Below are 26,472 nucleotides of genomic sequence, written 5' to 3'. Positions count from 1 at the left end.
ATTTCAGCCTCTGCGGCGGAAAGTTCCCGCAGACGGGCCTGGACAGTCTCTTCCGGGGCAAAGTGTTTGGCCAGCCGCACATAGGTTGTATGGTGACGGGCTTCGCTTTCAAAGAGCCCGCCATAAAACGTCGCCAGCTCCACATCCTCCACCCAGTGCCGCAGCAGGTCAAACCGTTCGCAAGACCGCGCTTCGATCAACCCCGCGACCAGCAGGCGATCGATCGCTCTGTGGGGTTCGATTTTGCGGATCAGGGTGTGCAGTTTGGCCCCATACCCACTGGGGGGGAGCTTGCGAAAGGGAATCCCCCGCCGGGCCAGCAGTTCCAAGACCATTTCAAAATGTTCTAGCTCTTCGCGCACAATATCGGCCAGCTCCCGGCAGACCGGCACCCGGTCCACATAGGCAAAAAGCAGATTCATGGCCACCCCCGCCGCTTTTTTCTCGCAATGGGCGTGATCGACCAGCAGCGTGGGAATGTGCCCGCGGACCTGGTCCCACCAGCGGATCGCGGTGGGGGATGTCAGATTGAGCATGGGATATTAACCAAATGAATGACTCTGTTTCAATTATTTTAGCTAAAACTCAAAACCTTGTCCGCAAGTGTGCCATTTTCTATAAATCATCCTCCCCGCGCTTGCAACATCTTCGCGGGACTATAAGAATAACGACATGTCAGTACCCACCTTCATCTGCCCAACTTCTTCACTTATTAGCACAGGTACCCCCATGCTTCGCACATTCGTTTGCACATTTTTGCTTGCCGCGATTGGCCTTACTTGTTTATCCGCCGCGGAATCGGTCTCGCCTACCGTCCCACCCGAACCAGAGGGGATGCAGCCCCTAACCAATGGCCAGGACCTAACCGGCTGGGATGGGGACCCCCGTCTGTGGAAATTTGTCGATGGCGTCATCCGGGGCGAAACCACCAAGGAAAACGTCGCCCAGGGGAATACGTTTTTGGTGTGGCAAGGGGGAGAGGTGGAGGATTTTGAACTGCGACTGTCGTTTCGGATTGATCATGGCAACTCCGGCGTGCAGTATCGTTGCCAGTTGCTCCCACCAAAGGAAGGAGCCCAAAACAAATGGGTGGTCAGCGGCTATCAGGCGGAAGTGGAAAATACCCCGGGCAAAGTTGGCTTTCTCTATCACGAACGGGGGCGCGGTTACTTGGCCAATGTGGGGGAGAAAGTAGAGATTGGCGAGGGGGGCAAACCCCAGGTCGTGGGAAAGCTGGGTGACAAAAAAGAGATCGGCGAGACCTATAAAAAATCCGACTGGAACGACTATGTCATCATCGCCAAGGGAAATCACATTCAGCATTTTTTAAATGGCGTGCAGACCGTGGATGTCACGGACAACGACCCCAAAGGGAGCGCCGCCAAGGGACTCATTGCCCTGCAGATCCATGCCGGTGACCCGATGTGGGTGGAGTTTAAGGACGTGCGGCTAAAAAAACTGTCCAAGTAAGGCAAATTGGATGGAAATCGGCAAATTCGTCCCTCCCCCCGCCTAGTGATTCCGGCGATTCCGTTTACAATTAAAAAGAGTGAGAGCGAACTTTTGTTTTTGTAACGTGAATCCCCTCAATGACTTCGGCAAATTCCACACACGCGGCTAGCGAAGCGGCCGGTTGCGCTGGCGAAATGCCGGCCCCGCTTCCCCATCATCCCCCCATTCCCCCCCAGGTTGATTTGCCGCGACTGCAACAGGCGGTGCGGGAGTTGCTATCAGCCGTGGGCGAAGACCCCGACCGCGAGGGATTGTTGGAGACCCCCGCGCGCGTGGCGCGCATGTATGCCGAGCTTTTTTCCGGCTTGCATGATGACCCCCGGCAGCATTTGCAAAAGTTTTTTACGGAACAATATGACGAGCTGGTCCTGGTGCGGGATATCAGCTTTAACAGCATGTGCGAACACCACTTGCTGCCATTTTATGGCGTGGCGCATATCGGCTATGTTCCCAATGGGCGGGTCGTGGGCCTTAGCAAGCTGGCCCGGGTGGTGGAGGTCGTCTCTAAAAGGCCGCAGGTGCAAGAGCGCATGACAGAGACAATCGCGAACCTGCTGATTGAGGAATTGCAAGTTAAGGGGGTCGCGGTGGTGATCGAGGCGAGCCATTCTTGCATGACGATTCGCGGGGTCAAAAAACCCGGCAGTCTGTGCGTGACGTCGGCCATGAAAGGGATCTTTCGGCATAATCTGAGCAGCCGGTCCGAGGTAATGACCCTGATTTACGGGGGACGGCGGTAAGCGGTGGATATTCTTGCCCAGTTTTTGATGAGGTTGTCCTGCGGACTGGCGGCGGCCATGGCCATCACCGATCCGCATCCGGTGACGAGCGGTTTTTTTCGCAATCATTTGTACGTATTATTAGGATTGACGGTGTTTTCCACGCTGCTTGCCGCGGGGGGGGCATTGCCGGGGTTGTTTTGGCTGGCTGGCGTGGCGGCGGTCCTGAGTTATGCGGGAGCGGTTTGTTGGTTGTACGAGGCCGCAACCCCGGGGCGCTGGATTTTGCTGCTGATTGCAATTTTATGCGGTTGGGGGGCGATAGTGACCGCCCGTGCCCCGGCGGCAACATCATCCCTGGCGGAAAAAGTCCTGTGGTGGCTGGACCCCCTCACTTCCAGTTGGCTGTTGGGCGGGGTGTTTACCGCCATGCTTTTGGGGCATTGGTATTTGAACGTGCCTGGCATGGCACTGGCACCGCTCCAGCGGTTGACCCTGTGGGGGGCGGGTGGCTTGGCGGCGCGGCTGCTACAATGGATGGTCAGTTTTGGCCTGCTGCTATCGGCAAACGGAGGAAACCTGCCCGAGGGATGGGAGTTTTGGGTGTTGCACGCCGGACCAGGACTATTGGCCGTGGGCCCCGTCCTCTGGATGAGTTGGGAAACGCTGAAAATCCCCAACACCCAAAGCGCCACGGGTATTTTATATGTGGGCGTGATTTTGACATTTTTGGGAGAAGTGGCCAGTTTGCTAATCTGCAAATCCGCGGTACTACCATTGTAAAGTGTGTCATAACGTGCGCTGCTTAGCCGCCCTTAGCCAGCCACTGAATTAGCATTGATATTGAGCGCCATGAATCTCACATTTTTGTGTCCGAATTGTGAACAGCCGGCCCGGGAAGAGATTGCCCTCGGCCAGGGAGAATATGCCTGCCCTCATTGTCAGCAGGCGATTCAGGTTCCGGCAAATGCCTGGAAGGATGGCAAATTGCAACGCTGCCTGATTTGTCCCAGCGACGATTTGTTCGTGCGTAAGGACTTTCCCCAGGCGCTAGGGGTCGGAATTGTCGTGGTGGGCTTTGTGGCCAGTTCCATACCCTGGGCGTATGGGTACCCGTTTTGGACGTATGTGATTTTATTTGCCACGGCGGGTTTGGATGTGCTGTTGTATGCGATTATGCCTAATAGCCTGATGTGCTACCGTTGCGGCGCGCAGTACCGAAGCGTGCCAGATTTGGAAACTTACGAAGCCTTTGACCTGACCACGCACGAGCGGCACCGTCAAAGCAAAATTCGCCTGGCGGAAGCGCGGGCGGATCAAGCCCGCCGCGCGGGTCATTCGCCAGAAGGAACATTAGCCCCCGGGGCCGCGTCCGGGGAACAGTTGGTCGAAGGGCCAAAAGCCTAATCGCTGCCATCCGGCACGCCGCCGCGCAAAGTCGGATTTTTGCGCGAAGGCGCGCGGACAGAAGATGGGGATGGAGATAGAATCATACCAGGCTGACGGGCAGATGGCGGTTTTTTCTCCCGCGGAGAGGACCGGTCGTTTTAATTACAGTTGTTTGGCCGGAAGTAACATCCATGGATCCGCAACGGCAACGCATCCAAGAAGACCTGCGCGGATTAATCAGCGGCGACGTCCGCTGTGATGACCTCTTTTGCGAACTCTACGCCTGTGACGCCAGTTTGTACCAAATCACTCCGCTCGGGGTGATTCGTCCCCGTACGACCGAGGATGTGGCGATTGCTTTGCATTATGCCAGCGAAAAAAATATTTCCATTCATGCACGCGGCGCGGGGACTGGCCTGGCGGGGGAATCGCTGGGATCGGGATTGGTTTTGGATTTTTCGCGCTACATGCGGCGAGTGATCTCAATTGATGACCAAACGGTGCGGCTGCAACCGGGCGTCGTGCATGCCCGGTTGAACGAGCAATTGCGACCGCTGGGCAAGCATTTTGGCCCTGATCCGGCCTTGAGCCAGGTCACCACCATGGGAAGCGTGCTGGCGATCGACGCCAGCGGCAGCCACTGGCTGGCCTATGGTTCGGCGCGGCGGCATATTCGCAGCCTGGAAATCGTCCTGGCGGATGGGACCGTACTAGAGGTTGCCCGCGAAACAGTTCCCGGCTGGAGCGATTCCGCCACGGGGGACACATTACCCCGCGACGCGCGGCGGCGCGACTTGCTGGCGGGACTGGCGGAGTTGCTGGAACGCGAAGAGCAAACCATTGCCGCCAATCAGCCGCGCACCTTGGTTAATCGGGCGGGCTATCATTTGGAAGGCATCCTGCGCGAGGGGCATATCGATCTGCCTAAGCTGATCTGCGGATCGGAGGGGACTTTGGCCTTGATCACGGCGGCGACCCTGGATGTGCAGGCCCTGCCCCGTTATAAAGTGGCCGCGCTTGTTTGCTTTGCCACAATTGAACAAGCGCTTTTGGCTGTTCCCGAATTGCTGGCGTATCAGCCCTGTGCGCTTGATTTTTTGGATCGGCGGCATCTGAGCCTGGCGCGGGAGGCCGATCCCCGCTATACGCCCATCGTTCCCGGCGAGACCGAAGGGCTGTTGCTGATCGAATTTGCGGGGGATGATTTACAGGCGCAGCAGGATTTGTTACGACAAGCCACCGACAAAGTTCGCAAGCAAAAACATCTGGCGTTTGATGTGCGGATTGCGGCGGATCACCAGGAACTGCGGCACTATTGGCGGTTGGCCCGCCGCGTCACGCCCACGCTGCAGCGGGTGCGGGGGTCGGCCCGGCCGCTGCCATTTGTGGAGGATGTCGCCGTCCCCCCCGACACCTTGGCGGATTATCTGTTCCGGATCCAAAATGTCCTCAAACGGCATCAGGTTACGGCGTCCGTGTATGGGCATGTGGGGCATGGCCAATTGCATATACGGCCATTTTTGGATTTATTGGAACCGTCGGATTTGGGCAAGCTGGACGCCTTGGCCGCGGACATTTATACCGAGACGCTGGCGGTGGGGGGAACCATCAGCGGCGAACACGCCGACGGGCTAACCCGCACGCCGTTTTTGCGACAACAATACGGCGATTTGTATCCGGTATTTTCACGCGTGAAACAACTGTTTGACCCCAAGAATCTACTCAATCCTGGCAAAATTGTCAGTGTGGATGCGGCCGCGTTGACGGAACGCTTGCGGGCGGGCTTTGCCGCTCCATTCGCTTTAGCCGCGCCCCCAAGCGGCCTCACGGGAAACTCCGACGCCGCTCCTGCCTCGTTAGAGCACGAATCGCCAACCACGCTGACGGGAGGCGACCTAACCAGCGCGACGAGTGCGTCCGGTTCGCCGTTGGCGACCCTTCCCGAGGCCGAATCCGCCAGCCGCGCGACGCCGCCGGTGCTGGATTTGCAATTACGCTGGACCCAGGCCGATGTCATGGCCGAGGTTCGCGGCTGCAACGGTTGCGGTGTCTGCCGCACGCAGTTGCCCGATAGCCGCATGTGCCCGATTTTTCGGGTGGGACCCGGGGAAGAAGCCAGCCCCCGGGCCAAGGCAAACCTCCTGCGCGGCGTGTTGACCGGTCAATTACCCTGGCAAAACCTCAAAACCGATGAATACAAACAAGTGGCCGACCTATGCGTCAATTGCCACCAATGCCGCCTGGAATGTCCGACCAATGTCGATATTCCGCGACTGATGATCGAGGCCAAAGCCGCCTATGTCGCCACCAACGGACTGGATCTGGGGGATTGGTTCTTGGCCCATATTGACCGCGTGAGCGCGTGGGCCAGCTTGTGGCCGGGTCTGGCGAATTGGATCCTGGAAAATCGCCAAGCCCGCTGGCTACTGGAGCGTATCTGGGGGGTGGCGCACAATCGCAAGTTGCCCCGGTTGGGGCGACAGACGTTTCAGCGCTGGGCAGCGCGGCGCAAGCTGACACGCCTGCAACGGCGGGGCAAACGCAAAGTCCTGTACTTTGCCGACACTTTTGTAAATTACTATGACACCCAGTTGGGCCAGGCCCTGGTGGCCATACTGGAACATCATGGAATCACCGTCTATGTCCCCCCGGATCCGCTACACTCCGGGATGCCGCTGGTGACGGTGGGAGCGCTGGACGCCGCACGCAAGCTGGTGCGCAAGAACATTCGCGTCCTGGCGGAGGCGATACGCCAGGGGTATAGCGTCGTAACGACCGAACCGGCGGCGGCGCTTTGTCTGACGCGCGATTATCCGGTGCTGGTGGATGATGATGACGCCCGCCTGGTCGCGCGGCAGACACAAGAGGCCTGCTCCTATCTATGGGGGCTGCATCAGCAAGGGGAATTATTGTTGGATCTTAACCCCATCCACGCCACCGTGGCGTATCATCATCCTTGCCACGCGCGGGCGTTGCAGGGGGGGGCCGCCGCGGAAAACTTGCTCCGGTTAATCGCTGGATTGCAGGTCCAGGCCGCGGACAAGGGCTGCTCCGGCATGGCGGGGATGTACGGCATGGGCAAGCAAAACTTTCGCACCAGCTTGCGCGCGGGATGGGGGCTGATCTCGGCCCTGCGCGAGCGGACCATTCAGGCGGGAGCGACCGAGTGCAGCGCCTGCAAACTGCAAATGGAACAAGGCGCCGACAAGGCGACCTGGCATCCGCTTAAATGGCTCGCGCTTTCTTATAATCTTTTGCCCGAATTGCACGACCAGTGGCAGCGCCGGACGGAATAAACCCGGCTTAGCAGTTTTCTTCCAGGGAAATCCGTTCCCCCAATGCCCGCCGTAAAACATTCAGCGTTTTACGGGCTTGCCGCTCGCGGGAAAAATTCGGCGCGGCGCGCTCGCTATTTTTGGCTAATTCCCGCCGCCACTCCGGGGCGTTTTTTAGCCGTTGGACCGCCGCGGCCAACTCCGCCGGCCGCGCGGGGGGTAGAGCCAGGCCCGCCTGGTGCTCCAGGACGATTTTATCCCCTTCCCCCGGAGGACCGACATACAGGATCGGCAGGCCCACGGCCATCGATTCAAAAATCTTAGAGGGAATCACCGTGGAAAAGACCGGATCGTCCTTTAAATGAACCAAGGAGGCGTCGCATAGACTCCAGTAACGGGTCAGTTCGGCCTTGCTGACACGCGGAATCAACAGCACGTTGGTCAGCCCCTTATCCGCAACCAACTGTTCCAGCTTTTCCCGTGCGGCGCCCCCGCCCACCAATAAAAACGTGACAGGCTGGTCGCGCAGTTGTTCCGCCGCCGCGACCACGTTTTCCAAATCATGGGCCAGCCCCCAAGTTCCCAGGTAGCCCACGACAAACCGACCCGCCAACCGATGTCGGGCCTCCAGTTCGGTATCGCGGCTGGGTTGGGGATGAAATAAATCCAAGCTGGCGCCGTTAATGACCACATCAATTTTTTCCGGAGGGACGCCACGCCGGGTTAGTTCCGGCACAAAGGAGTGCGTAAAGGAAATGATTCTCCGGCTTTGGGCGTATAAAAAAAGCTCTAGTTGCTCCAAGAGGTTGTACAGCCGGCCCGGTTTCATGGCCGAGGTCGCCAAGATGGATGCGGGCCATAAATCCCGTACCTCAAAGACATGCGGCACGCCGCGCAGCCAGCCGCTAGCCACCGCGGGCAGGACCGTGAATAACTGGGGAGAGCTGGAAATAATGACATCCGGACGCTCCTCAAACCAGCTTTGCCATAGGGCTGGAGGCCCATAGGACAGATAGTCCAGGGTGCGCCTTAAGAAGCCTTCATTGGCCGTGATATAGCTCCAAACCCGCACCACGCGGATGCCGTCGATCATTTCCACGCTGCGCCAACGGTTTTTATAACCGGGAAAGACTTTGCCTTCGGGAAAATTTGGCTGGCAAGTAATGACGGTGACATCGTGCCCCCAACTGGCCCAATAGCGGCAACGTTCATAAATGTGCGTGGCGGGAGCGTTGGTCTCGGGCTTGAAATTGTCGGCAAAAAACAAGATACGCATGGAGGGATACGGCGTGGCAAGCGGGGCGGAGGCTGGTCATAGCCGGCAAACCGCCTATTGTAACCGGAAACACCGGCAGCGCAAGGGAGGGGCCAGGGAGGCGGAAAACAAGGGGCCTGGGATCAGCTTGAGACAAGTTGCCGCGAAAATATCACCCTACGGCTCATCCGAAAACGACGCGTTAACAATGCCCTAGGCCTTATTTACCGCGGACAGGTTCATCGCCCCGGAACTGCCGGCGGGGAGCAGGGTGGCGGCTTCTTCAAGGGAAGGAAGGAGGTTGGGTAGCGGTTTTTTTGCCCCCGGCAGTTGCAGCAGCAAGTGGATCTGGGATTCCAGTGGCTCCAGAAAGTCGAGAAACTGGGCGAGTTGGACGCTGGCGGCGCGGGGGTCCTGCACGCCGACGACATGCAGCGTGCCAATGCACATGTTATCAGCCGATAACGGAATATCCAGCCGCCAGGTGTTCCCCTCTAGCGTATTTTGGCGACGTTTCCAGGTCGCGTGAAAATCCTCATGCAAATGGGGCAAATACAGGTTTAAACGCAACCGGGTCAGGTTAAAACGTTCGGCCGATTCCACAAGAGCGGTCCAAATTTTTTCTTCCCATTGTAGTTTCCCCTGCAGTTGGTGGCTGTAATGCCGGGTCCCGCTGTCACCGTCCCAGTTGACAATCGAACGGCCCAACCCCACCAGTTTGGTATTGAGCAGCATCAATTCCACATGTCCAAAGATGCGGGTGGTGACGAGCAGGCCAAAGACAATCGCCACCGACAAAAATCCGATCCATTCCGCTTGAAAATAAATGCTAGCGACAGCCCCGACGGAGGTAATCAGACACAATCCGCCTATGAGCAAAACCGCTTGATTGGCCGTCATGCCGCGGGTTAATAACCGGTGGTGAATATGGCCCCGGTCGGTAGCGTAAATACTGCGGCCGGTCAGTTTGCGGCGAAGGATGGCCATCCCCGAATCTAGGAAAGGGATCGTCCACATGGCCAACGGAGCGGCAAACGCGGTGACGGCGGCACCCTTAAGCGAACACCGCAGGGCCAAGGCCCCCAGGATCAGCCCAATCACCATGCTCCCCGCGTCCCCCATATAAATGGTGGCGGGACTGCGATTAAACTGCAAAAAGCCAAAAATCGCCCCGGCCAGCGTAAACGCCACCACCCCGTCAAAAATATTGCCCATTAATAGCGACATCAATCCCACGGTGACGCTAAATAACATCCCCACCGTGCCCGCCAGCCCATCCACGCCGTCGATCAAGTTGAACGAATTGATCGATAATAACAACCAACCCATCGTCAAGACCGGCCCCAACATCCCCAGCTTGACCGTCCCCAGCAAATTCAGGTCGCGCACCAGGATGCCATCGTTGGCAAAGACGATGATCCCGCAGGCCAAAATTTGAAATAGCAGCTTATTACGCCCCCGCATCTGAAACTTGTCGTCGTATAATCCGACCAGGCAAAGAATGCCGCTGGCCAAGATCACCAGCGCGATTTGATAGCGGTTGATATCCTTGGGCGTGAAACGTTCCAGCCGAAAAAATTCCTGGTAATGGGGTAAATTCCAAATATCCCAGGTCAACCAAAAAATGCAGAGAGTCGCCACAAAGGCCGTGTAAATCGCCACACCGCCACCCAGGGCGACCGGCGCTTTTTGGATTTTGCGACGGCCATCGGGCTTGTCGACAAAGTTCCATTGGCGGGCACAGTAACGCACCAAAAAAGTGCAGCCCAACGAGACACAAAAAGCAAACAACGTGGTGATTATCAGAGCGGGCATAACAAGCAGATCAATGAGTGGCTTGGAATATGTTGGCGGTTAGTACTGCGGATTGGTCAGGCAATCTGGTTCGTTCTCATTCCCACTTGACCAAGCCAATTCATTTCGCCACCAACGTCATCCTCATATGGTGTCATCACAAGTCGTTCCATCTTTTCCAAACCCCGCAAATTGCCACGACCACGTTGCAATTGTCGAGCGCCCCGGATTCCTACGTTCCCGCTCCTCTCAACTTCCTGGACATGATACTGACGAGCCAACAATAATCTTGACTCTGGTCAATAAAGCTTGCTGTTCAGTCAAGCTAGGTTGTCCCCAACGCTCCAATCCTCCCTCATTCCCATAAGCCCCACATTCCCCTAAGCATCAGTACCCACTATGCCCAGCCCAATCAGCTAATCCAACCCGTCATGTAAAGACTGGAATTGGGATCAGGTGTAACCTTTCTGCGATTCGACTTTGATTGTAGCAAGTGAATGTGAGAATTCCTTTTACTGTGCGCGAGTTTTGTGTGATGAGTTTTACTCGCGTTTTCCCTCTGTCCTTTATTAAAACAAGCGGCTCCGGCCAAGTCAACGAATGGGAGAGGCACTGTCCCACAAACCGATTATTGGCGTTCTTATAAAGCCGGTAATGATAAGCTGTGCCGATTGCGATAAGTTATGCCGATGACGATTAGCGGTAGTTGTCATAACGAATCCGCAGGTTTTACCTGGGAAATCCGCTTGACAGGACTTTCGGCATGATCGCCACACGTGCTATCAACCGCAGGTTGATCCCTCCGCACCAAGCGGTCCCTCCAACTCCCCTGTAAATCGAGCCTCTAGCAAATTGATATTCGCTAGCAGCGCGACTCCCTACTAAATCCCCTATTTTGCCGATATAACTAGTGTTGTGTCAACATTTTAGTATTCAATGAGCCGTAAGGCACAAGCCCAGGGTTTTTCCAGCTCCAATCGTGGGCTAGCTCCCTAGGATTGAACCGGCTCGAATCTTTGGTTTTGACACAGACCTAGTTCGAGGTCAACCTATGGATTGCCGTCCAGCCAATCGTGCGATCACCGCAGTAGCGTTTCTTAAACTGACGGTAACCGAACGGGTTGGTCCCATATTGCCGTTCATTCCTAGAATCTGCACGTTTTGTACGTATCCGCCAGCCAGGAGGATCGTTAAATTTAAGAAAAAATGCAAAAATGTTAACTTCGATCCGACGCTGGTGGCACACGCTGAAATATCTCAAGACCGGCCAAATTACAAATCGGCTGTGGAGAAAATGTTTTTCTCCCCGACATGTCGCTCGGCCCGCTCCCCCCCTCCGGGAATTTTTCCCAAAAAATTGGACTTTACCATCTCCCCCTTGCCCAACCTTGCTGGCCCCGGGCCTGTTTCGGTTTCAAAACCAGACCTTTCAAGTCCATCATTTTCACCCCTTGCGGGCTAGTCCAGTCAGCCCCGCCGAAAGAGCCCTCCCATCCACTAACCTTTTTGTTCAGCCCGCCACCCCCGACCATCTGTGGCGGTACCACCTGCATTATTTTGATGACCTGAACGCCGTGGGGGGGGCGGACCGAAATGACTGGCATCTGCAATGGCTGGCGGATTGGATATCCGCCTGCCCCCCCGGCACACCCGACGCTTGGGACCCTTATCCAACGTCGCTGCGGATTGTCAATTGGATCAAGTGGGCGTACGGGGGCGGCAGTTTATCACCCGCACTTACTGACAGTTTGGCCGCCCAGGCGCGCTGGCTGGCGCAATCGCTGGAATACCACTTGTTAGGTAATCACTTGCTAGCCAATGCCAAGGCTCTGGTCTTTGCGGGGGCTTACTTTAGTGGGCCTGAGGCTGACCAATGGCTATTAACCGGCATGCAAATCTATGCCCAACAATTGCCCGAACAAATTCTGCCGGACGGTGGGCACTTTGAACTCAGCCCCATGTACCAAGCGATTATCCTAGAAGATTTGCTGGATATCTGGAATCTGGCACACACCTATCAGGCGACATGTCCGAATCTCTGGGCAGCGGTTAATGACTGGAAATTACCCGTGTCCATTAATCGGATGCAACTCTGGCTGGCGATGATGACCCACCCAGACGGAGAGATTGCTTTCTTTAACGATGCCACCGGCGGTCAAGCCACGCGGCCCGGGCGGCTTTCAGAATATGCCCTGCGGCTGAAATTACCCGCCGTGCCTGACTTGCCAGAAGGGTGTACCCCCCTTCCCGCTAGTGGTTATCTGCGCTGGCAAACAGGTCCCTTGGTGATGCTCATGGATGTGGCGGCTATTGGCCCGGATTATCTTCCCGGACACGCCCACGCGGATACGCTCAGTTGCGAGTTGTCCCTATATGGGCAGCGTTGTCTGGTGAATTCGGGGATTTCCGTGTATGGCACCAGCGCGGAACGTTTGCGTCAACGGGGCACCGCGTCGCACAACACGGTCATGGTGGATAGTCAAGACTCAAGCGAGGTCTGGGGCGGGTTTCGTGTGGCGCGGCGGGCACGGGTGACTCAATCGGAATGGAAATGCCCCACGATAAGTGAATTTTACTGTAAGGCCGCCCATGATGGTTACCAGCGGCTGTCGGGTAGGGTCACACATACGCGAAGGTGGGATTGCACCCCGGAGAAGCTGTGCGTGACCGATGAGCTAACCGGGAACTGGGAATCCGCAGTAATTATATGGCATTTACATCCCGCGTTTCGGCTGGTGGCCGGGGATACAACGACCGAGGCCGTAGACACAGGGCAGTTGTTACAGTTTGCCTCTGACCGGGTGCGGGTGACATTAGCAATACATGGAACCGCCGAACAGCCCCGCGTGCAAAACTGCACCTGGCATCCCGAATTTGGTCTCTCCGTGCCCAATCTGCGCTTGGAGATCCCATTTAGCATCACTCTGGGTTCAGCCACCCACGAGATCACACAAGTGTTTACCTGGCGGGAATTAAAGTGAAAAAAATTATCGCCAAGAGGATTTGCAATATGCTCTAGCTGCTCGGCAGTGGCAAAAGCGCTTCAGCGAAATTTATCCAAGTAGTCGAATAAGTTTTGAGAAGTGTAAAATATTTTCATCCCATTTGGATGATACCGTCTGATTCACCCGTTAAAACTGAAAATAAATAAATGCGGTGTTTTCCGTCGGCCAAAAGTAGTATCCTAAAAATCCCAACCCGACATACAGAACCATTCGCCAGCCCCGGGGCCAACGGTCAAACAGTTCGGCCCACCGGCCATAAAAATACGAACTGGCGTGAAATACGATAAACAACAGCATTGCCAGGGCGGCGGTGATGGGGGCCCCCCTCCCTAGGCCGGTGCTGGCCAGATTCCACTGCCCGTCCCAAATCACAAACCGAGCAATCACACCCAACAGCGTTCCCGCCTGGTCGCCGCTGCTATTATAAAACGGAACAGCTGGATTACTAAAGAAAAAGATCAACCAACCCAAAAGGGTGACATACATGGTCAGGGCCCAACACAGAATTTGGCCGGGTCTGGTGGCCAAGGCGGCGGCCACCGCGGTCCCCTTGGTCCAACCGGTCCACAATCGGTGCAGGCACAAGAGCAATCCGTGGTAGGCTCCCCACAGCACAAAGTTCCAGCTTGCTCCGTGCCAAAGTCCCCCCAGGACCATGGTCGTCATCAGATTAAAGTAGATTCGCGGCGGCGAAACCCGCCCTCCACCCAAAGGGATATACAGGTAATCGCGCAGCCAAGTGCTCAGGCTGATATGCCATCGCCGCCAAAACTCGCTAATATTGCGGCTAAAATAAGGAAAGTCAAAATTCAGCGGCAGTTCCACGCCCATGATCCGGCTGACGCCGCGGGCGATATCGGTGTACCCGGAAAAGTCGCAATAGATTTGCACGGCAAAGCACGCCGCGCCGATCCACAAGGCCAGGGTAGGCCGCTGCGCCAGTTCCTCGGGTTGGTTGAGGATCACCTGGACCAGCTTGGCCAGCCAGTCGGCGATCATGATTTTTTTGAACAGACCGACCAGACATAGGTGAAATCCGCTGACGATGCGTTCGCTGCGGAGTTCCCAGGGTCGCTTGAGCGTGGGGAGCAATTGATCGGGGCGAATCACCGGCCCCGCGACCAAATGCGGAAAATAAGAGACAAACAGCGCCATGCGCAGAAAAGACCGTTCGGGGATAATTTCGCGGCGATAGGCGTCGATGCCGTAACTCATGGTGACAAACGTATAAAAGCTGATTCCCGGCGGAAGCGCGACATCCAATGCGGGACGGTTCCATTCGTAGCCTAGCCACTGGCCCAGGGCGACCCAATTGTCCAGGGCAAAGTTGCCGTACTTAAAGATGGCCAGCATGCCCAGGTTGGCGGACATGCTGGTAATGAGAAAGGCGTTGCGGCGGCGTTGTTCGGGAAATGAAAAGAACCACTCATAGAGGAGCGGCCAAATCAGGGCAAAGGCCGCGCAGAGACCAAAGGCCAGGGGAAATTGCTCGATGCCGGGGCGTAAAAAAGCTGTCCACGTCCAAGAACCGCCGGATAAGTTGACGGCTGACTCGGCTCCCGCATGCCCTCCGGATTGCAGCAGCGGCCAATTGAGTCCCAGGCAAAACCAGGCGCTGGCGATCGTAAACGCCGCCAGGCCCCAACGCTCGCGCCAGGAAAGCTTCGTCCCGTAGATTCCCAGCGCCCCCGAATAATCAATGCTGGAGCTAATCAACAGCAAAATCAAAAATCGCACATCCAGCCAAGCATAGAACACATAACTGGCAATCACCAATAGCACCTGTTGGGTGGTGGTGGTGCGCAGCAGGGTCAACCCGGCCAGCACCACTACCATCAACACCAAAAATTCCGGAGTCTGAAACAGCATCGGGCTTTAAGGGTGTTCCCCAGCGGGAACGGGCGGGGCTGTCGTGGTAGCGGGAGGATGCGCGGCTAAAAAATCCCCCAGGGCCGCGCTGAGCCGCTCGCGGCCGGCCGCATTGGGGTGAACGGCGTCGGCAAAGTCCGTTGCGTCCAGCAGATCGCTGGCGTCTAACAGGGGCGCCTGGAATTTCCGGGACAATTCCTCGGTCCAGGCCAGATACTCGGGCCATTCACGGGCATAGTCGTCCCGTAAATCCGGATGAATGGGTAGCCGCAATAACACCAATTGGGTCGGGGAATCCGCCACCAATCGCAAGACCTGCTCCACGAGTTTTTTTCCCTCGCGGGACTGGCCGCGCGGACTATCCAATTGAATCTTTTTAACCTTGCGCACGGTATCCAAATGCTGCGCCAGTCGCGGATCTTTTGCGGGTAATGAGCCAACCATTTCATGGGGATCCCGCCAGTCATCATCCGGGCGCGTCCGCAGGATCGATTGCGTCCGGCGGCGAACGGTCTCATTAAGCTGATTGAGCGGCGCGTTGCGAAAATGCGCAAGTTGACGAACCTTGTCCGCAACTAACGCGTCGTACTGGTCATTTGCCAGATCGCTAAATGTGTCGCGATTCCAGCTTTTCGGCCATTGAGTGGCAAAGTCTCCCAGGCCATAGGCAAACGCTTTATCAATGTTTAAATCCGACACGTACCCCATTTGATCGGGTTGCAGGGCAATCACAATTGTCCGAGGTCCCGCCTTCAATAACCGTGGCAACAGGATTCGCTGCTCGTTAATGCCGCAACCGCCAATCGAGCAGTTATATACATTTACCGCCGGTAAATGTTGAATGACGGAGCTTGCTGTGGCGCTTTCAGATTTGGCCCGCGACAACTGGCGTTCAATGACAGGCGCGGAAATTCCCTCCATCATGATCGAGTTGCCCAGGATCACGACGCTATTTTGGGAAAAGGGAGTGCCGGTCAAGCGGCCTAAATCCACGATCCGCTGGACGTTGCCGACACCAAGCCGGGGCAATAAATAAGCGGCATGCAGCCACATGGCCAACCCCGTCCCCACGGTCACCGGCAAGACCAAACCCAACAGCGTTCGCCAGACCCGCCAGGGAGATTCTGGTGGTTGTGAATCCGCAAGATGATTTGTGGATGAAGTATCAGGGAGCATGGTCCGTCATCAAAAATAGCCAGTTGACGCGCTAGTTGGCCATCCCGCTGAGGATGAGGCCGTCGCTTTCAGCCATGGGCGCGGGGGCACTGGTATCCAGGTACTCGCGGCACCACATTTCTAAAAACAGGATCGCCCAGAGCAGGTAACTATGGTCAAATTCGCCGCTTTGGTGTTGATTGATCAGTTTGCGCACTCCCGCCGGTTGAAATAAACCGCGGCGGCGGACGGCATCCTCGCCTAGGTGATCCTCGAGAAAGTCGCGTAGTTCCTTGCGGAGCCAATCGCGCAGCGGCGGCGAAAAGCCCTGTTTTTTGCGATAAACGAGCGCCGGGGGAAGGTAGCGGCAGAGGAGTTTTTTGAGGATGTACTTTAGCTCGGAACCGCGAATTTTCCAGTGCAGGGGCAGTTGCAAGGCAAACTCGGCCACATCCCGGTCCAAGAGCGGGCTGCGCGCCTCGACGCCATAATTCATGGTGGCGCGGTCGACTTTGACCAGGATGCCTTCGATCATGGGATGGGTCAGGTCAAATAGCATGGCCGCTTCGGCGGGGGATAAATGGGATTGCGCACGGATAAAGTCCGCCACAAAGTCCCCTTGTCGCAGCGCGGCCGCGCCGGGAGGGAGTAATTGTTCCAGGTCAAAGTAACGGGAGACATTGGCGTAGGAAGCGCTAAAGCTAGCGTTATCGGGCGCGCCGATAAGTTGCATCAATCGCTGCAACCGCTGCATGGGGATATAGGGGGCGACCCGTTCCGCGAGAACTTCCCGGAGCGCGCGGGGAAGAAATCGCATATAACGCGAAAAATACCGCATCGCCAAATAGCGGTCATAACCGCCAAAATACTCATCCCCGCCGTCGCCGGTCAGGACCACGGTCACTTCGCTACGGGCCAGCCGGGCAACCGCCATTGTCGGTAGGATTGAATAATCCAGGTTTGGCTCGTCATACACTTGTGTCAGCTTGGGGATAAATTCCAGCAAGGTCTGACCGGACATGCGAAACACCGTATTCGGCACGCCTAGTTGCGCCGCGACCGCCGCGCCATGGCTGCTTTCGTCAAATTCGGCGCTGGTAAAACCGATGGAAAAAGTCTTGATCGGCTGGCTGGAAACCTCCTTGGTGATCGCCACGATCAAGCTGGAATCGATCCCTCCGGATAAAAACGTGCCGATGGGAACATCCGCAATGAGTCGCTTGCGCACCGCGGCGCGGATGCGCTGGTCCAGTTGATCCAGCAGCTCCCCTTCGGAGTTAAAATTTAACCGTGGCCGGTGGGTAATGGCCACCATGTCCCAATGCCGATGCTCGGACAGCCCGCGCTCTTGGTCGATCTCGACATAATGGCCGGGACGGACTTTTTGGACATTCCGCAAGATCGACTGCGGAGCATAAAAATAACCATAGCGGATGTAATCATGAATGGCGGGAATATTCAACTCCCGCGGCAGCCCTGGCCAATGCATCAGGCAGGCCAGCGTGGAACCAAACACCAGCCGTCGTCCCGCCGCATAATGATAAAACAACGGCTTTTTGCCGTGCGGACCCCGGGATAAAAACATTTTGCGCCGCCGCTCATCCCACAGGCCAATCGCCAGCATCCCATCCAGCTTGCCAAAGACCTCGCTCCCCCATTCCTCATACCCGTGCACAATCACTTCCGTGTCGGTTTGGCTGGCAAACCGATGTCCCCGTTTTAATAATTCCTCCCGCAACTGCGGGAAATTATATATCTCCCCATTAAATACCACCCAAATTGTCCCGTCCTCGTTGGACATGGGCTGCCGGCCCAGGGGTGACAGGTCAATAATTGACAAGCGGCGATGGGCCAGGGCTACGGGGCCGTTAAGCATCACGCCCGCGTCGTCCGGGCCCCGCCGGCGCAGTTGATCCCTGGCCCGCAAGACAACCTCGGTGTCCAGCGGCGTTCCGTCAAAATTCCAAGCCCCAAAAATCCCGCACACGCTAGTTTATCCGTTAAAAGTGATCAATCCGTGGGTGTGAAAAAGATAATGAGCAGACAGCCGATCGGGCTAATACCAGCCAAGGGGATAATCCGCCGCCACACAAGTTATCAGATAACATTCATTTTTTAAGTACGTCTTTGGCTATATTGTATACGCACGGAGTGAATATGAATTTACCGCTATACAAAAAAGCCTGCTAGGGCGTGGCGGGTGGCGAGGCCCCCTGATCCGCGTCCGTGGGTAATTCAACCAGCCACTTGGCGATCAAGTCGGCCGCCGCGGAGTGTCCGCGTTCGTTCCAGTGCCCATTATCTAAACGGGGCGCAAAGCCGTGCAGCGGAGTCTTTTCCGCTTTGGCAATTTCCCAAAGTGAAGGGGCCAAGAGCAAGCAGGGAATTTGATCTTGCTGGCAAATCTGCTGTAGTTTGCGGTCCGGCGCGAACAAATCCGCCACGCCTAGCTTGGCGATAAGTTCGCTGCGGGATAATTCATGGGGGTCCTTGGTCAGCTCGGGGCTGACTTGAATGGGATTGCTCAGGCTGACGACCAGCAGTTGGGCGTTGGCTTCTCGAACCTCTTGATGCAGTTGCCGAATGAGCGCGGCCGTCACGTCCCACGCGTTCCGCCAGGTATCGTTGGGGGGAGTATCCAGATAGACATCATCAAGCATGCCGGGCGCGATTTCGCCCGCTTGGCCGTTGGTCGCGGAGAGGGCGGTCGCCTGTTGCGCGGCCTCGTAAACCAGGCGAAACGTATTGAGCAGTTGCGCTAATCGCGAATGATCAATTAACCAGTATTTCCATCTCCCCTTGACGCTGGTGCGGGCCTGATAGTCGGCGGACTGCAAAAAGCTGTTGTCCAACCGCAACGATTGGTCGGGGTTAAGGATAAAAAAAGGACGGGGAATATCATACAACGCCCGGGAATTGTCCGAGATGTCATTGCCAGTTAAAAAAGCCAAAATCACATAATCGGGGGAGTAATGCCGCGCTTCATGGCGAAATACCAACAGTTCCTGGGCGGTGCCGTAGCCATTGCAGCCAAAATTAAGCACTTCGACTTTTTTACCGGCCAACGCCCCCGCGGCGTTTAAGTGCTTCTCGAGCAAGGAGACAAACGATTTATCCCGCGTGACTTGTTGGGCGGCGGTGTAAGAATCCCCCAACACGGCAATCCGGATGGTGCCCGGAGGTTTTTCGCGTATCCGTTCCACATCGTGATAGCCCTGGCTGTTAAATTCATTCCAGGCTTTCCCTTCAAGTCGAAACCACCCTTGCAGATTTGGCCGCAGCGAAGTCCCGTAGATTTCATGCGGCTGCAAAAATACCGGCGAGGAGTACCCGACCAGCCGGAGCATGATTTCGGCCAGTAGCACCGCCACCAGGCAGCTTGCCCCCATCAGCAATAATTTTTGACAGGCCCGCCGCCACCAAGCATGGGGGGCCGGCCGGGTCATTTGCGGTGGCGCGCCGGTGGTTGTCCGGGAAGGATCGGTCATGGAAAGAATGCGGCTGTCCATCATGAATCACATTGCACAAGCCAAAAAATGCACCAACTTAAAACTGCCGTTCCGCGCGCTGCTTATCCGTGGGTGGTCCCACCGGGGTCCAGTAGCTGGATGTGGCCCGTTTATTGAGTTGAAGGGGATCAGCCCCGAGCGCGCGGCGAATCGCCCCCATCGGCCAAAAGAGGCCATAAAATATCAGTGCCATTAAAAATCGGCTGATGATATTTCCCATGACAAAGGCCACACCCATCCACGCACGATATGCCCAGAGTCCGGCGACGGTCCCGGTCAGGGCGGCCCCCCCCAGGACAGCGCCCAACCCCCAGCAGACATAAGCAACCGTGGTTTTGTCAAAGTAATAGGCGACAGCGCCAATCAGCAAAAAGCCGATCAGCGTGGTGACGCCAAACTTGCGCAGCTCGCGAGGGGAGGGGGACCAGTCTATTTCGATCATGGACATGGGCAATCCGCCAGACAGTTGGGCTGTCTGGCGTCGATCTGGAAGCATCCGGTTAAACAGCCGCGAGCGAATCCGCCGCAGCGCGGGCCGGCATTAGAACAGGGTGTAGATAAATGGCGCCAGGGACGTCCCGCCGAGGATCAGCAAGCCCCCCAATAGCAAAAAGACCACCAGAATGGGGGTCATCCAGTACAGTTTATTAGCCTGCAAAAAAAGCCAAAATTCGTGCACGATATTGGTGCGGCGGGACATGGGCGTAATTCCAACTAAAATCAAAAAGGGTGTGGGGAGTGATAGTGTGGGGCAGACAATCAGTGGCTTTAATCCAGCTTAAACGCCGCTTTGTATTCCTCGGCGCCGCTCATGGCTGGTTGGTTTTCCTTTAGGCAGATGCAATTTTCGAGGACCAGCACATCCATATCGGTGAACATAAAGCAGCGGTAGGCTTCCTCGGGATGGCAAACGATTGGTTCGCCGCGAATGTTAAACGAGGTATTGACCAACACGCCATAGCCGGTACGTTCGGCAAAGGCCGAAAGCAATTTGTGATAACGGGGAGAAGCCTCGGGCCGGACCGTCTGCACCCGCGCCGAATAATCAACATGCGTGATGGCCGGCAGGTCGCTGCGCTGGATGTTGAGCTTTTCGATGCCGAATAGTTTCTCCTGCGCGGGGGTCATGGGCTTGCGGCGTTCGGCCTTGACGGGAGCCACCAGCAGCATGTAGGGGCTTTCGGCGTCCAGTTCAAAGTATTCGCCGCAGCGTTCGCGCAGGCAACTGGGGGCAAATGGCCGGAAGGATTCGCGAAACTTGATCTTTAAATTCATCTGCGCTTGCATAGCGGTATTGCGCGCGTCCCCCAGGATGCTGCGATGCCCCAGGGCGCGGGGGCCAAATTCCATTCGTCCCCAGACATGCCCCACGATTTTTCCCTGGTCCAGCAATTCGGCGATGCGCCGGCAAATGGCGTCCTCGTCGGCGTGAAATTCGTACGGGGCGGAGATGGAATCCAGATATTGGCGGATTGCGGCATTGGGATAATGCGGCCCCAGGTAGGATCCCCGCTGGCTATCATGCGGCTCGGGCGCGCGGGGCTGGTTTTCGATCTGGTACCAGCCAAACAGCGCGGCCCCCAGGGCCCCCCCCGCATCCCCCGCCGCGGGTTGAATCCACAATTCGTCAAAGATTTTTTCGCGTTCGATTAGTCCATTGGCCACGCAGTTCAGCGCGACCCCCCCCGCCAGGCAAGCGCGGGGCAAGCCGGTTTCCTTGCGGACATGCCGGGCAATCCGTAGCATCACCTCTTCGGTCACTTTTTGCACGCTGGCGGCCAAGTCCATCTCGCGCTGGCTGATCCGCGATTCCGATTCTCGCGGCGGCCCGCCAAACAAATCATGAAACTTTGGCCCGGTCATGGTCAACCCGGCGCAATAATTAAAGTAGCTTTGATCCAGCCAGAATGAACCGTCCTCCTTTAAATCCAAAATATGATCAAAAATCAGTTGGGCGTACTTTGGCTCGCCATAAGGGGCCAGGCCCATGACTTTGTATTCGCCGGAATTCACCTTAAAACCTGTGTAATAGGTGAACGCGCTGTAGAGCAGTCCCAGCGAGTGGGGAAATTTAAGTTCTTGTTTCAGTTCCAGGCGGTTGCCCCGTCCGACGCCCCAACTGGTGGTGGTCCATTCGCCCACGCCGTCCAGGGTGATGACGGCCGCCTCCTCAAAGGGGGAGGGAAAAAACGCGCTGGCGGCGTGCGCCTCGTGGTGGGTAATAAAGTAGAGCGGGCCTGAATATTGATTATCTAAACCCGCGTCAATCAAGCGCGGGTGAAATAATTTTTGTTTAAGCCACACGGGAATGGCGTTTAAAAACGAGCGAAATCCCCGCGGGGCATATGCCAAATACGATTGCAACAGCCGCTCAAATTTGACCAGCGGCTTTTCATAAAAAACCACGGCGTCCAATTGACTGGGCGTGATGCCAGCGGTTTCCAGGCAGAATTCCACGGCCTTTTTGGGAAACGCCGGGTCATGTTTGATCCGCGTGAACCGCTCTTCCTGCGCGGCGGCCAGGATTTGCCCGTCCCGCACCAGCGCGGCGGCGCTATCATGATAAAACGCGGAAATACCCAAGATGTGTGTCATGGATCTGTTGGCAAGGCGGTTTAGCAGCCACGCTGGCGCGGCCCCTCAACCCGTGGGGAATAACAGACAATCTGCCCCAATTGTCAACGTCCGACGGTCACTGATAGATTACCGTTCTATCTTCCCAGTCATCCCACTCCTGTAGTGATCTTGAATTTCGCGGGTGAATTTGTCAATTGGCTTGCACATTCTTAACGAAAGAGGGCGTATTTGCCGGGATTTTAGCACTTATTCGTTCTTTTCCAGGCATTTGTCATACGCGGCATATAGTTTATCCAATGTCCCTTGAATACTATAAGTTTGCAGGCAATGTTGCTGCGCCGCCGCGGCTAACCTGCCCGCCAGCTCGGGGTCTTCGATCATTTTTTGTATGGCTCCGGCAAAGGCCGCGGGCGAGCGCGGAGGGACCAGCAAGCCTTCTTGGCCATCCCGCAGGACATCCGTTACCCCCATGATTTGGCAGGCGACGATGGGCAGCCGGGCCATGCCCGCTTCGATGATGGAATTTGGCAAACCCTCGACCTCGGAGGGAAAGACAAACATGTCGGCCGCCCGCAAGAGGTCGGGCACATCCGCGCGATTCCCCAAAAACATAAAGCGGTGTTGTAAATTCAATTCGGCGATTCGTCCCTGCAGCGATTGCAACAAAGGCCCGCTACCCGCCAGCACGACGCGAAATTTATACTGACGCGGTTCCAGCAGGGCGACCGCGTCGATTAAATCCTCCAGCCGCTTGGTATCAATCAATCGCCCCACGTGGATCAGCATCCATTCATCCGAGCTAATGCCCAGGGCGTCGCGGACGGCCTCCTTGTTAATCGGCCGTAAGAACGCATGGGGATTGTGCCCGTTGGGAATGATTGTTGTCTGGGATTCTTGAAAGCCTAGGTTTTTTGCATAGGCAGCGACGGAAGTGGAATTCGCAAAGATATGATCAATCGTCAAGGGAAAAAAACGCCGAATGATCACCTCTTCTTTGCTGTTGGCCATTTTGGTCGTCCCCAGGGACATGATCAAGGGAACCCGCAAACCGAACATCAACCTCCCCAAGGCTGCATAAGTGGCGATCGTGGGGAGAAACGCATGAACCAAGTCCACATTCTGCCGGGAAATCTGCCAGGCGGTTTTGAGCGCGAACCAGGGGCTACGGGCCCAATTGCGGTTGAGATCGCGAACGGCGATTCCGGCATCGCGAATTTCGTGCTCAAATTCGCCCCCCCCTTTGAGCACCCAAACCTCGGGGAGATAGCGGCTTTGATCGATATGTTGGCAAAACATCCGCACGTTTCGCTCTGTCCCTCCCGTTCCCAGCGTGTTAATCAAATACAACACTCGTCGCGGCGCGGCTGACGCGGCTGCGGGAGGAATGTGCGCTTCGGAGATGGGGGGGGCTAGGGTCATGCGGGCGGCTTTCGGCCACAATGACCTTGCCGAAAGGAGGGATTTCTCATTTAATAAATTTATGTCAAAACTGAGGTCTTTGCCCCATTTTTTGCCTCATATTCCACCATTCCCCGGTAACCCAGCGACGGTTCAAATGGAATAAATGCCCGCTGACGGTAAATTTCTTCCACGGTGGAGGGGACCGCGGTCCCTAGGATAGTAACGTCCGCCGGGCCAAAATTTGCCAAGGGTAGGTCCATCGGCTCAAATCCCCGGGAAATTTGGGGGATTTTTTGCCAATCCAGGCCCATCAGCGCCGTCGCCACCAGGTCCAACGCCAGGGGATTGTGAGCCGCCATGACCCACCCACACGGGACGGGGCTGGGGGCCAGGGGACTTTCTTTTTCGCCCCCGACCAAGCCGTCCAAAATAGCCAAATACTTGACGTCCGGGCTGGGCGTTTTTTCGACGCGGCCGGATCGCCGGTTGTGGTAAAGATACGCCCGTTTGATATCCAGGACGGTTCGCCACAGGGTGTCGTTCCCATGCCATCCGCCGCCAGCATAAGAACCATGATTGCGGGGGGAACCTCCCAACTGGAGCAGTTTGGAAAAAACGCGCGAGATGCGGTTATAAAACCGCTTGCGCCACCCGCTGTCCAATTCCCAGTCCAGATGGGCAAAATACCACATGCCGTCCCATAGCACATTGCCATCGGGATATTCGTCCCCTCCTTGTTTGGGACTGCCAAAGCGAAAATGGGGCAAGTAATCCTTGTGCCCATTCACCCCCACAAAGTTTTTCAGCGCGCAGGTGACGCCCGCTTTCATGTGGGATTTCATTTTGGGCAGGTTGATCATGACATCGGCCTGGACAATGTCCCGGTGCAGCAGATATTTATTGACCTCCGGGGTATGCGCCGCACGCATCCGCTGCCGGGGATATTGGGATACGCCAAAGTGATACGGTTGTTGCATCAACGGCAAGAGCAGGCTGTGTCGGCCAATATCCAGCTCCATATATTCGCCGCGGGTGGATTCATCGACCACGCGGGCCACGACCGTGTCCCCCGCCAGAACCGCCTTTCCCAGGCGATAGTCCCGGACGATCAACTCGATTCCGGGAAAGCGTTGACGAAAATCGTCCGCGATGGCATCCAGGCCAATGAGGGCAACCACCTGTTCCCAACTGGTCCCCTGGATGGGGCAATCACCAATAATAATCCGCCCGCCGCCGCGCAGCGCCAGCGCCGCATAGTCCAACACCGCTCGAATCACCGATCCATGTGTAACCAGCGAGTCCGTGTCGGTAATCCCGTATAGCCGCGCCCCCTGGTTGCGGTGAGCCACCATGTTCGGTTTGAGTACGACGGAGTTGCCAGGTTTGATCAACTGCGCCAGGGGGTTCCAGGCGGCCGTGCCGTCGTGCTCCCGGTCCAGACCCAGGGTGCGGAAGACTTGCCGCACGGCGCGGTAGGCGGGATTGGCCTCCGTGCCGATTTTAGCGTTTGGCCATTCTGGATACACCTGGTCGGGGTCAAAGGGGGGCGTGCGCGCATAGTGTGGCTCTTCTTTTACCACGGCCACGCGGGCGTCAGTTAAAAATTCCGGCATTTTTAGTGGGAAGAGGTTTCCAGGGCCGCGGAAGTCGCGGCGACAGTGGCGGGGGTGTTCGCCGCGCGTGGCACTTCCGAGATGGTATAGCGGTATTTTCCCGAGGGGCTGGGGGGGATTTCTTTGACAAACTCAAAATCGACGGTGGTTTGGATCCCCAGGACTAATTGCGATTTTTCGCGGATTTCCGTTAGTTCGGCGGGGGGGCAGGGACGCTCGGTGGGAATCAGCTTATAAACCAAGTGCCGGGGCGTTTTTTGCACGACCTGAAACTTCCACAGCCAATCGCGATAGTACAGCAGGTGCGTAAAATACTCGCCATCGATCAATCCCCCGTCCGCCGTGACAAAGGCATCAACATTGCGTCCCAGGACGCGGGTGAGGATTTGTCGGCCATTTTGCGGTTGGCCCAGGATCCCGCGGTCCCCAATGGCGTACCGCAGCAGCGGCATGGCGTAGTTGACAAGGCTGGTCACGACAATTTCCCCTTCTTCACCGGGGGAAAGGGGTTGACCCGCGTCGTCGACCACCTCGATATAGTTTGTCCAGGGGGACGCCACCAAACCGCGGTAGCCGGGGCGTTCGCAGGCGATCAGGCCCACCTCGCGCGAGCCATAACGGTTAAACACGCGCCCCGCGCAGCCAAAGACCTGTTCTAGTTTTTCCCGCATAAAGGGATACAGCGTCCCGGCGGAAGTCAAGATCGCGTGCTGAGGCGCGACGGGGAGTTGTTCGCGTTCGGCAAAAAGCGCTAACTCATAAATCGCCTGCGCATAAGCCAAGATCAGCCGCGGCCGCCGCTGATTTAATTCGCTGATATACGCCCGCATGCGCTCGGGCGTCATGGCAAAGGCGTTCAGGTAGGTGGTATTGGACAGCCAGTTATTCAGCCGTGTTTTCCAGCCCCGGCTGCCGGTAAATAGCTCTTTTTCGGAACCCCACAGGACCACTTCCGGCTGGCCAATCTCGCGGCCGATCAGGGCGGAGTACAACAGCGCCACCGCGGCGACGCGCTCGGCGTATTCGCGGTCCTGAATCAAGCGAATCGGCTCGCCCGTGGAACCGCCGGAGGTGTTTTCATGCCAGCGGCGGGTGGCCAGGTCGCGGGATTTTAAATCCGCAAAATTTTGACGAATGAGGTCCTTCGTCAAGATTGGCAAACGGGACAAAATGTCATACGGATCCCTTGACGCAAGTTCCCCGCCGGATGGCAACAGCTTTTGATAATACGGAACTCGCGTCGCGCCATGGGTTAGCATTTTTCGCAAGCTGGCCACCAGCGGCGCATCATCCAGGGTCGTGGCGTCCGCGCGGGCATACTCCGCCAGATACCGCTGGGTGTGAATTCCCCGCGCGCGGTCAATCAATTGATAGATAGCTTTACGCCAGTTCATGGCAA

At 56.6% G+C, this 26,472-nt stretch carries 19 protein-coding genes; 6 read left to right on the top strand and 13 right to left on the bottom strand.

What is annotated here, in order from left to right; genetic code table 11:
* A partial coding sequence (locus SFX18_16100) for a tRNA-(ms[2]io[6]A)-hydroxylase (protein ID MDX1964673.1) occupies window positions 1-536 on the bottom strand: 536 nt, incomplete at its 3' end.
* 193 nt (window positions 537-729) lie between these two features.
* Between SFX18_16100 and SFX18_16095 the strand changes: the two genes are divergently transcribed.
* The 5 genes from SFX18_16095 to SFX18_16075 all read left to right on the top strand — a co-directional run bounded on the left by SFX18_16095 (window position 730) and on the right by SFX18_16075 (window position 6,916).
* Complete coding sequence (locus tag SFX18_16095; GenBank protein ID MDX1964672.1) at window positions 730-1,470, top strand: DUF1080 domain-containing protein; 741 nt, start codon at window positions 730-732, stop codon at window positions 1,468-1,470.
* A 176-nt stretch (window positions 1,471-1,646) separates the two neighbouring features.
* Entirely contained in the window at window positions 1,647-2,252 is a 606-nt protein-coding gene (gene folE / locus SFX18_16090; GenBank protein MDX1964671.1) for a GTP cyclohydrolase I FolE, read from the top strand.
* 27 nt (window positions 2,253-2,279) lie between these two features.
* Window positions 2,280-3,014, top strand: coding sequence for a hypothetical protein (locus tag SFX18_16085; GenBank protein MDX1964670.1), 735 nt, complete (start codon window positions 2,280-2,282; stop codon window positions 3,012-3,014).
* Between the two features lie 69 nt (window positions 3,015-3,083).
* Window positions 3,084-3,638 carry a hypothetical protein gene (locus SFX18_16080; GenBank protein ID MDX1964669.1) on the top strand — a complete coding sequence of 185 codons (555 nt, stop codon included), beginning with the start codon at window positions 3,084-3,086 and terminating at the stop codon, window positions 3,636-3,638.
* A gap of 173 nt (window positions 3,639-3,811) precedes the next feature.
* On the top strand, window positions 3,812-6,916 hold the full coding sequence (locus SFX18_16075) for an anaerobic glycerol-3-phosphate dehydrogenase subunit C (protein MDX1964668.1): 3,105 nt from the start codon (window positions 3,812-3,814) through the stop codon (window positions 6,914-6,916).
* Between the two features lie 7 nt (window positions 6,917-6,923).
* Here SFX18_16075 and SFX18_16070 read toward each other — a convergent pair whose 3' ends face one another.
* Together SFX18_16070 and SFX18_16065 are read right to left on the bottom strand one after the other, a co-directional pair.
* Window positions 6,924-8,171: a glycosyltransferase family 4 protein gene (locus tag SFX18_16070; protein ID MDX1964667.1), complete on the bottom strand. Its 1,248-nt coding sequence runs from the start codon at window positions 8,169-8,171 to the stop codon at window positions 6,924-6,926.
* Between the two features lie 192 nt (window positions 8,172-8,363).
* Window positions 8,364-9,965 carry an MraY family glycosyltransferase gene (locus SFX18_16065; protein ID MDX1964666.1) on the bottom strand — a complete coding sequence of 534 codons (1,602 nt, stop codon included), beginning with the start codon at window positions 9,963-9,965 and terminating at the stop codon, window positions 8,364-8,366.
* Window positions 9,966-11,332: 1,367 nt separating this feature from the next.
* On the opposite strand from SFX18_16065, the gene SFX18_16060 reads away from it, so the two are divergent.
* Window positions 11,333-12,925 (top strand): alginate lyase family protein, encoded by a 1,593-nt coding sequence (locus SFX18_16060; GenBank protein MDX1964665.1) that lies wholly within the window; start codon window positions 11,333-11,335, stop codon window positions 12,923-12,925.
* 150 nt (window positions 12,926-13,075) lie between these two features.
* Here SFX18_16060 and SFX18_16055 read toward each other — a convergent pair whose 3' ends face one another.
* The 10 genes from SFX18_16055 to SFX18_16010 all read right to left on the bottom strand — a co-directional run bounded on the left by SFX18_16055 (window position 13,076) and on the right by SFX18_16010 (window position 26,467).
* Window positions 13,076-14,818 (bottom strand): MBOAT family O-acyltransferase, encoded by a 1,743-nt coding sequence (locus tag SFX18_16055; GenBank protein MDX1964664.1) that lies wholly within the window; start codon window positions 14,816-14,818, stop codon window positions 13,076-13,078.
* A 6-nt stretch (window positions 14,819-14,824) separates the two neighbouring features.
* Window positions 14,825-15,994, bottom strand: a complete 1,170-nt coding sequence (locus SFX18_16050) for a hypothetical protein (protein ID MDX1964663.1) — start codon at window positions 15,992-15,994, stop codon at window positions 14,825-14,827.
* A gap of 31 nt (window positions 15,995-16,025) precedes the next feature.
* Window positions 16,026-17,960 carry an asparagine synthase (glutamine-hydrolyzing) gene (asnB, locus tag SFX18_16045; protein ID MDX1964662.1) on the bottom strand — a complete coding sequence of 645 codons (1,935 nt, stop codon included), beginning with the start codon at window positions 17,958-17,960 and terminating at the stop codon, window positions 16,026-16,028.
* 199 nt (window positions 17,961-18,159) lie between these two features.
* Window positions 18,160-19,461, bottom strand: a complete 1,302-nt coding sequence (locus SFX18_16040; protein ID MDX1964661.1) for an SGNH/GDSL hydrolase family protein — start codon at window positions 19,459-19,461, stop codon at window positions 18,160-18,162.
* A gap of 58 nt (window positions 19,462-19,519) precedes the next feature.
* Window positions 19,520-19,930, bottom strand: a complete 411-nt coding sequence (locus tag SFX18_16035; GenBank protein MDX1964660.1) for a hypothetical protein — start codon at window positions 19,928-19,930, stop codon at window positions 19,520-19,522.
* A gap of 93 nt (window positions 19,931-20,023) precedes the next feature.
* A complete protein-coding gene (locus SFX18_16030) occupies window positions 20,024-20,182 on the bottom strand; it encodes a DUF5989 family protein (protein MDX1964659.1) in 159 nt (52 codons plus the stop codon).
* Window positions 20,183-20,250: 68 nt separating this feature from the next.
* Window positions 20,251-22,077 carry a carbamoyltransferase gene (locus SFX18_16025; GenBank protein ID MDX1964658.1) on the bottom strand — a complete coding sequence of 609 codons (1,827 nt, stop codon included), beginning with the start codon at window positions 22,075-22,077 and terminating at the stop codon, window positions 20,251-20,253.
* Between the two features lie 228 nt (window positions 22,078-22,305).
* Window positions 22,306-23,478: a glycosyltransferase gene (locus tag SFX18_16020; protein ID MDX1964657.1), complete on the bottom strand. Its 1,173-nt coding sequence runs from the start codon at window positions 23,476-23,478 to the stop codon at window positions 22,306-22,308.
* 59 nt (window positions 23,479-23,537) lie between these two features.
* Window positions 23,538-25,073 carry a DUF362 domain-containing protein gene (locus tag SFX18_16015; protein MDX1964656.1) on the bottom strand — a complete coding sequence of 512 codons (1,536 nt, stop codon included), beginning with the start codon at window positions 25,071-25,073 and terminating at the stop codon, window positions 23,538-23,540.
* A 2-nt stretch (window positions 25,074-25,075) separates the two neighbouring features.
* Window positions 25,076-26,467 carry an AMP-binding protein gene (locus tag SFX18_16010; GenBank protein ID MDX1964655.1) on the bottom strand — a complete coding sequence of 464 codons (1,392 nt, stop codon included), beginning with the start codon at window positions 26,465-26,467 and terminating at the stop codon, window positions 25,076-25,078.
* Window positions 26,468-26,472 lie beyond the last annotated feature (5 nt).

This window comes from Pirellulales bacterium, assembly GCA_033762255.1.
In the GTDB taxonomy this organism is placed as follows: Bacteria; Planctomycetota; Planctomycetia; order Pirellulales; family JALHPA01; genus JANRLT01.
Note: the sequence above shows the minus strand (reverse complement) of the source record. Positions and strands in the feature narration are given on the sequence as shown.

Coding starts and splice junctions, on each gene's coding strand:
- SFX18_16095 (MDX1964672.1), top strand. CDS start 730: ATGCTTCGCACATTCGTTTGCACATTTTTGCTTGCCGCGATTGGCCTT.
- folE (MDX1964671.1), top strand. CDS start 1,647: ATGCCGGCCCCGCTTCCCCATCATCCCCCCATTCCCCCCCAGGTTGAT.
- SFX18_16085 (MDX1964670.1), top strand. CDS start 2,280: ATGAGGTTGTCCTGCGGACTGGCGGCGGCCATGGCCATCACCGATCCG.
- SFX18_16080 (MDX1964669.1), top strand. CDS start 3,084: ATGAATCTCACATTTTTGTGTCCGAATTGTGAACAGCCGGCCCGGGAA.
- SFX18_16075 (MDX1964668.1), top strand. CDS start 3,812: ATGGATCCGCAACGGCAACGCATCCAAGAAGACCTGCGCGGATTAATC.
- SFX18_16070 (MDX1964667.1), bottom strand. CDS start 8,171: ATGCGTATCTTGTTTTTTGCCGACAATTTCAAGCCCGAGACCAACGCT.
- SFX18_16065 (MDX1964666.1), bottom strand. CDS start 9,965: ATGCCCGCTCTGATAATCACCACGTTGTTTGCTTTTTGTGTCTCGTTG.
- SFX18_16055 (MDX1964664.1), bottom strand. CDS start 14,818: ATGCTGTTTCAGACTCCGGAATTTTTGGTGTTGATGGTAGTGGTGCTG.
- SFX18_16050 (MDX1964663.1), bottom strand. CDS start 15,994: ATGCTCCCTGATACTTCATCCACAAATCATCTTGCGGATTCACAACCA.
- SFX18_16040 (MDX1964661.1), bottom strand. CDS start 19,461: ATGACCGATCCTTCCCGGACAACCACCGGCGCGCCACCGCAAATGACC.
- SFX18_16035 (MDX1964660.1), bottom strand. CDS start 19,930: ATGTCCATGATCGAAATAGACTGGTCCCCCTCCCCTCGCGAGCTGCGC.
- SFX18_16030 (MDX1964659.1), bottom strand. CDS start 20,182: ATGTCCCGCCGCACCAATATCGTGCACGAATTTTGGCTTTTTTTGCAG.
- SFX18_16025 (MDX1964658.1), bottom strand. CDS start 22,077: ATGACACACATCTTGGGTATTTCCGCGTTTTATCATGATAGCGCCGCC.
- SFX18_16020 (MDX1964657.1), bottom strand. CDS start 23,478: ATGACCCTAGCCCCCCCCATCTCCGAAGCGCACATTCCTCCCGCAGCC.
- SFX18_16015 (MDX1964656.1), bottom strand. CDS start 25,073: ATGCCGGAATTTTTAACTGACGCCCGCGTGGCCGTGGTAAAAGAAGAG.
- SFX18_16010 (MDX1964655.1), bottom strand. CDS start 26,467: ATGAACTGGCGTAAAGCTATCTATCAATTGATTGACCGCGCGCGGGGA.